The 6,005-nt window shown below is 41.2% G+C and carries 8 protein-coding genes; 3 read left to right on the forward strand and 5 right to left on the reverse strand.

Going from position 1 to position 6,005, the window contains the following annotated elements:
* Positions 1–498 precede the first annotated feature (498 nt).
* Genes L1028_RS30665 through L1028_RS30680 form a run of 4 tightly spaced genes read right to left on the reverse strand, consistent with a single transcriptional unit; the run spans position 499 to position 3,012 of the window.
* Entirely contained in the window at positions 499–1,029 is a 531-nt protein-coding gene (locus L1028_RS30665) for a hypothetical protein (protein WP_234541929.1), read from the reverse strand.
* A 41-nt stretch (positions 1,030–1,070) separates the two neighbouring features.
* A complete protein-coding gene (locus L1028_RS30670) occupies positions 1,071–1,754 on the reverse strand; it encodes a hypothetical protein (protein WP_234541931.1) in 684 nt (227 codons plus the stop codon).
* Complete coding sequence (locus L1028_RS30675; protein WP_234541932.1) at positions 1,751–2,644, reverse strand: ABC transporter ATP-binding protein; 894 nt, start codon at positions 2,642–2,644, stop codon at positions 1,751–1,753. The genes L1028_RS30670 and L1028_RS30675 overlap by 4 nt, the downstream gene beginning before the upstream one ends.
* Positions 2,641–3,012, reverse strand: coding sequence for a GntR family transcriptional regulator (locus L1028_RS30680; RefSeq protein WP_042186911.1), 372 nt, complete (start codon positions 3,010–3,012; stop codon positions 2,641–2,643). The genes L1028_RS30675 and L1028_RS30680 overlap by 4 nt, the downstream gene beginning before the upstream one ends.
* Positions 3,013–3,245: 233 nt before the next feature.
* Between L1028_RS30680 and L1028_RS30685 the strand changes: the two genes are divergently transcribed.
* Together L1028_RS30685 and L1028_RS30690 are read left to right on the forward strand one after the other, a co-directional pair.
* On the forward strand, positions 3,246–3,794 hold the full coding sequence (locus L1028_RS30685) for a methyltransferase domain-containing protein (protein WP_234541933.1): 549 nt from the start codon (positions 3,246–3,248) through the stop codon (positions 3,792–3,794).
* 39 nt (positions 3,795–3,833) lie between these two features.
* The gene (locus L1028_RS30690; protein ID WP_234541934.1) at positions 3,834–4,055 is read left to right on the forward strand and encodes a hypothetical protein; all 222 of its coding nucleotides are present in this window, start codon (positions 3,834–3,836) and stop codon (positions 4,053–4,055) included.
* Here the strand turns inward: L1028_RS30690 and L1028_RS30695 are convergent.
* The gene (locus L1028_RS30695) at positions 4,047–5,057 is read right to left on the reverse strand and encodes a S8 family peptidase (protein WP_234541935.1); all 1,011 of its coding nucleotides are present in this window, start codon (positions 5,055–5,057) and stop codon (positions 4,047–4,049) included. The genes L1028_RS30690 and L1028_RS30695 overlap by 9 nt on opposite strands.
* 405 nt (positions 5,058–5,462) lie before the next feature.
* Here L1028_RS30695 and L1028_RS30700 point away from each other — a divergent pair, with 405 nt between their 5' ends.
* Complete coding sequence (locus tag L1028_RS30700; protein ID WP_234541936.1) at positions 5,463–5,834, forward strand: hypothetical protein; 372 nt, start codon at positions 5,463–5,465, stop codon at positions 5,832–5,834.
* Positions 5,835–6,005 lie beyond the last annotated feature (171 nt).

A 6,005-nucleotide genomic window follows, 5' to 3' on the forward strand; every position in this document is an offset into this window, starting at 1 on the left:
ACAGTCTTTCTCCTAAACTCTTCATTGTACCGCTGCCGCTGTTCACCCATGTGAACACCTCCTTAGATATCTTCATTATCTTAATCTCTTAACGAGGTGTCCACTTTATATTCTAGGTCTACAATTCCCTATATCAGTGATTTAAACTGAGAAGAAGCAGAAAGTGGGGCATTAATGCCCCAGAATTGCCCCGGAAATTTCCCATAGTCGCCTCAGCCTACAAAATTACATTTATAAATAATACGAGGGTGGCTAACACCTTAATTCCTGCAAATCTGCAGTAATCCTTACTTCAGAAGAAATCATCGAGCCATCCGTGAGGATATACCTGTACATTCTCAGTTTTTGAACTTAATGAGGAAGATATCATGTGCAAAAAGCTGATCATTTACAGGCTTTCTCTAGTTTAGTGAAAGGTATGGGTGAATAAAGGTATATCATTTTCATTCGGAGATGTGAGCCGATGGCTCATGAAAGTTCTGATGATCCTGCTATGACTTAGCTTAATAAATATCGAATTAACCCTAATAGAGCGAAGGCGAACGAAACTGTCCCAGCACCAATGCCTGTAATTGCACTGTTTGCAACCTTAAGTTTTTTAGATATGAATAGTGATACGATAGAGGTTGCAACAAGAAATGCTGCTAAAAGGTATAAACTGAAATCGTTAAACACACTTTTTAAACCAATAAAATGAATCCCTACTATAAAGGCAATCCAAGGAGCAACGTAATCATTATACTTACATTTCATCAATATAGAAGCTCCAGCACCAGCCAAAAACAATTCAATATAGACAGAAATTAGATAATTATCAAAAGAGGTCTTGTCATTTAATACGGAGGGAGCATCCCAGTTCGTCACGCTTAAATAGACACCAATCAAGCAGACGAGAAGGGATACACCAGAAGCTATGCCAATATATTTTCGCCAGCTGGATCTGGGGTTTTCTTGTGCCCAACTAAACCAACTAAAACTAAACATACCGAATATAGAAGCATACATGGCGTAATCCCTCACATAATCCATACAGTACCCCCTATAATATTAACAATATTCCAGGCAGAGTCTTATACTGTAGACTTCCGAAGCATCCAGAACGATAAGAGTGCATACAAGACCGTCAAGGGCATACTCCATAAGGCAAGTTCAAATGCGGTATGGCTGGCCAACCAATTAAATAGATCTACCCACCACTGATAATATGTCATTAACAATCCTGCGACACTGTACAGAATAAACATGACTGCCGCGAAAATGAACAGGCCACTTCTACCAAATCTACGGAAGATGCTGGATATAACAAATCCCCAATAAAACATATGCAACATGATCATGAAATAGATCCACAGCTGCTCTAGGACAGTACCATCATTCAAGTATGGTAGGTGAAAATAATGTAGCTGCACACCCCATCCAGGTGTTAATTGGGTTTCTACAATAGATAGCAGGAACAGAAGAAGTGAGAAGCCGGCACTTGTTACAACGGCCATCAAGGATGTTCCGAAGAAATAATCTGTCCTCCGTAGGCTTAAGCCCAAGGAAAAGGGGAAAGTCTGTACCAAAATGATAATACCTATGACAAACATATAAATAAAGATTGAGACTAGGCCACCGGTATACATTGGTTCTTGCATGAAAATAGCTATGACAAGATTAACCAAAAAGCTGGACAATAATATAATCCAAGGCATAAACAACCAAAACCATTTATCCTTGTAGTGCATTTTCAATATCCCTGTCATATGATTCATTGCACTGCAACTCCCTTCCCTTGGGATTTTCTGTTTGTAAGATGAACAATTAACTGTTGTAAAGATATCGGGGAGATCTCCAGACCAAGCATCTCAGCACGTGATAGATCTGTAGAGTTTAAGCCAATAACAGTGGCAGAAAGTAATCCGCCAAAGGATTCACGAGAGATGATCTCTTTACCGGTGATTAAATCTTCGACCTTCGCAGCCGCACCGATAACTTTAGCAGCCCGCCCGCGAAGAGCTTCAGCATCCTCATTGATAATCAGCTTACCGTTGTCGATAACAATGACATGCTCTAATAGCTGGCTTACCTCGTCAATTAAATGTGTAGACAAGACAACTGTTCGCGGATATTCTGAATAATCCTCAATTAGTCGATCGTAAAACAGGCTTCTTGCCACAGCATCGAGACCTAAATAAGGTTCGTCAAAAATAGTCAGCGGAGCGCGGCTAGCCAGGCCTACTACAATGCCCACCGCTGAGAGCATACCTCTAGACAGCTTCTTTATTCTTCTTTTTAAGGGGAGATTAAAGTCCTTGATTAAGGAGTGGGCGTAGTCCCGATCAAAGTTAGGGAAGAATAACTCGGATACCTCTAGAACATCGATGATACGGTACGTATCCGGATACTTTTGGCTTTCCTTAATGAAGCAAATCTGATTGAGTACGCGGTTATTCTCGTAGGGATGTTCCCCGAACACCTTCAAATCACCACTTGTAGCAAATAACTGTGCTGTAATCATGTGCATGATTGTTGTTTTGCCCGCACCATTTCTGCCAAGCAGACCATAGATTTTGTTCTTTTCTAAAGAAAAACTAATGTCTTGGATGACGGTTACCTTTCCATACGACTTGGTCAGTCCCTTGATCTCAACGACTTCATTCATGACCGATTATCTCCCCTCTGAATCATCTTCGTTAATTGATCCAACGTAATTCCTAATTTCTCTGCTTCACGGATCATAGTTACAACATATTGCTCATAAAATTGCTCTTTTCTCTTCTCCATCAATACTGTGCGCGCTCCAGAAGCTACAAACATGCCGATACCTCGCTTTTTGTATAAAATTCCTTGGTCGACAAGCAAATTCACACCTTTCGCAGCCGTCGCCGGATTGATCTGGTAAAAAACAGCAAATTGATTTGTTGAAGGAACCTGTGATTCCTCCAAGAGTGTTTCTTCGATGATGTCATTTTCTATGCGTTCGGCGATCTGCATAAATATCGGTCGAGTATCATCCATTAAGCTTCCCATGTATTCACCGCCATGTTCATTGGTTAGTTAGTTATGTAATTAACCATATATGCAACAGACCTATTTGTCAATCATTTCTATGCGGATTTTTTGATCCTTTGAGCCCAAATCCAGCGAATTGGCGTATCAGCATAAATAAAAAGGCAGTTCGGATTCACACCGAACTGCCTTTTATTTTAGTTGGATGTCTGCTATGATTTTGTCCTATTAGAAAACAAGAGAAGGATGAAACTATGAATGAATATGGTCCGGATTTATTTAAAGGTACGGCAGTGTACTATTCAAAATATCGACCGCAGTATCCTTCATCCCTTATTCGGTTCTTAATTCAGAAGTTTTCGCTTAACGGAGAAGGCCGTCTACTTGATTTAGGGTGTGGTACGGGTCAGCTGGGACTAAGATTTAGTGATTGGTTTGAAGAAATGATAGGTGTAGATACGGAAAGTGGAATGTTGGAAGAAGCTAATCGTCTATCAAAAATCCATAGGGTTGATAACGTTAGTTGGATGCTTGGTAGAGCAGAAGAGTTGCAGAGCGACTGGGGTTCCTTCCGTCTTACCATCCTAGCCAAAGCGTTTCACTGGATGGATAGATCGTCTATTCTTGAAATCCTATACCAAAGTTCGGACAATAATGGCGGTCTAGCAATTATTGATACTTTTAATGTAGGGCAAGAGCCATTATCTTGGCAGCTTAAGGTAAACGAAGTAGTGAAACGCTGGTTAGGTAACGAAAGAATAGCAGGAGACAGCATCTATACTCATCCTAAAGAAAGGCATTAGGATATTGTTGCGCGATCTAGTTTTAAGGATGTGGAAAGATTGATTTTACCGAGTTATTCAGTGACATGGACGGTGGATTCGATTCTTGGCAATTTGTATTCCACATCCTATGCTTCAAAGCGCTTATTTGGAGATCACTTAGAACGATTCGAAGCGGATTTGAAATCTTCTTTATTAGAAATTGAGCCTACGGGTAAATTCACTGAAGTGTTATCAGTTTCTGTTATCACAGCTTTAAAGAAGGAAGCAAAATCACAATAAAAATCTCGCATTGATCTCACCAGAGCCGGCTGTGTTAGGGTGGAGTTTCAGAGAGAATGTGTTCTTTTTCAGTATGGATTTCACTTGCTTAGGAGTTAGTGAGGGATTTCTCTGCAGCAATTGCGCAATAACACCAGAGACTATAGGTGTTGAGACACTGGTACCGGACAGCACAAAGTAATTTTTAGCAATCCGCAAGTAAGGAAGCTCGCGATCTAACTTGGAGTGAGGCGCACGAAGAGAAATAATGGTCTCACCAGGAGCTACGAGATCTGGTTTCTTCCGCCATCCCGGTGCAGGTCCGCGGCTTGAATACGAGGTAATCCGGTCGTCCTTTTGTGTGAGCGTGCGACGATCATCCACTGCACCTACGGTAATTGCAGAAGGACTAATACCAGGAGATTCTATCGTCCTGCGTCCAGGGCCGCTATTTCCAGCTGCTATCACAACAGTGAGTCCAGCCTTTATTGCTTTTTCTACGGCTTGGCACAGTGGGTCGTCAGCACAAGGTGAATTTACCGTACCTCCTAATGACATCGAAAGGATACGTAGCTTTAATCGCTTCCGATTTGCAATACACCATTCAATTCCTTTAATAATCGTGGAGTCATATCCGTCGCCATTTTTATCGAGTACTTTAACACCGACGATCCCTGCCTCTGGAGCAGGGCTTTTGTATTTTCCTTTGCTCATCCATCCGTTGCCTGCCGCATCGCCTGCGATATGTGTTCCATGGCCGTTATCGTCGTAGGGAAGTTTTCTATGATTGATAAAATCTTTAAAAGCTACGATACGGTTACAGGGCTGAATCAGATCAGGATGCCTATACACTCCTGTGTCAAGAATGGCAATGTTGATTCCTTTTCCGGTAAGTCCCTGTTTCTTTTGGACGGATGTAGAACCGATGGATGGTGTCGCTATATAAAGTGATGTTTTTTTAATTCCGTCTACATAGATTTTATCGATTCCATGCCAACTGCACATCTGTTTCAGACATTTCATCGAAACTCGTGATGATACAGAATTTAGTATGGGGAGATGATGTTTGATAGGAAATTCGTGTGATTCTAGATGTTTTTGTAATGATTTCAGCTGTGCTGGGGTCATTTTTTGTTTGAACTTGATAATGATAGGAATTTTAGCGGATGTACCGCGACGGACTTGGGAGTGTTGAATTCTTTTTCTTAGCACCGTATGGATTCTTGAACTATATTGCTCTAGCCACAATTGTCGGCTCATTTATTAATGGATCACCTCACAAGTGCATTATATGCACCACTGATCCAGTGGGTACGAATCTATGAATCTAGGAATAAAGTACATTTCTAGAATAGTAGGTAAAAGTGAGGTCAAGGATTCCAAATCTTGCATTTACTATCGTATCTTAAAAAGAAAGTGGTGAAGTAAATGGCAATGATTAAGAAGCCAGTCAATAAGCAAGCCGTAATGGCGGCTAGAGCTCTCGCGGCAAAAAGAGTGAAAGCAGCTGCAAACCGGAAGAAACGGAGAATCAGACAGACATTGGACAGATTTGTGGTTCTCGCTACAAGTTTAGGCACGAATAGCACACCTAAAGATTCTTCGGGCTGGACCGCTACATTAAAAAATGGTACCACAACTGTGAACGCTGATTTCGATGATTTCGGTGTAGCCAGATTTCCTACGATTAGCACATTAACTTCAGTACCTTACCTGCTGACAATAAGAGACGAGAATGGAGTAGTTTTGAAGAGTTTTAACGTCCCAGCAGAACGTGAATTTTTTGTGGCTAGATTTTAGTTTGGACATGTCAGCTTTAATTCTGTAGTAAAAAGCACGTGTCGATCCTATGAAGTGCTCCCTGTCAAGTGGACAGTCTAAAAAACAAAAAAATAGTTAGTTTAGATACCTCAGCTTGTATTACCAGAGCTGAGGTATCTTCGTTATGCAGCACGTCGGTATTCGTTAGGT

The sequence above is a fragment of the Paenibacillus pseudetheri genome (assembly GCF_924513355.1).
GTDB classification, from domain to species: Bacteria; Bacillota; Bacilli; order Paenibacillales; family Paenibacillaceae; genus Paenibacillus_AQ; species Paenibacillus_AQ pseudetheri.

Coding starts and splice junctions, on each gene's coding strand:
- L1028_RS30665 (WP_234541929.1), bottom strand. CDS start 1,029: ATGGATTATGTGAGGGATTACGCCATGTATGCTTCTATATTCGGTATG.
- L1028_RS30670 (WP_234541931.1), bottom strand. CDS start 1,754: ATGAATCATATGACAGGGATATTGAAAATGCACTACAAGGATAAATGG.
- L1028_RS30675 (WP_234541932.1), bottom strand. CDS start 2,644: ATGAATGAAGTCGTTGAGATCAAGGGACTGACCAAGTCGTATGGAAAG.
- L1028_RS30680 (WP_042186911.1), bottom strand. CDS start 3,012: ATGGGAAGCTTAATGGATGATACTCGACCGATATTTATGCAGATCGCC.
- L1028_RS30685 (WP_234541933.1), top strand. CDS start 3,246: ATGAATGAATATGGTCCGGATTTATTTAAAGGTACGGCAGTGTACTAT.
- L1028_RS30695 (WP_234541935.1), bottom strand. CDS start 5,057: ATGAAATGTCTGAAACAGATGTGCAGTTGGCATGGAATCGATAAAATC.
- L1028_RS30700 (WP_234541936.1), top strand. CDS start 5,463: ATGGCAATGATTAAGAAGCCAGTCAATAAGCAAGCCGTAATGGCGGCT.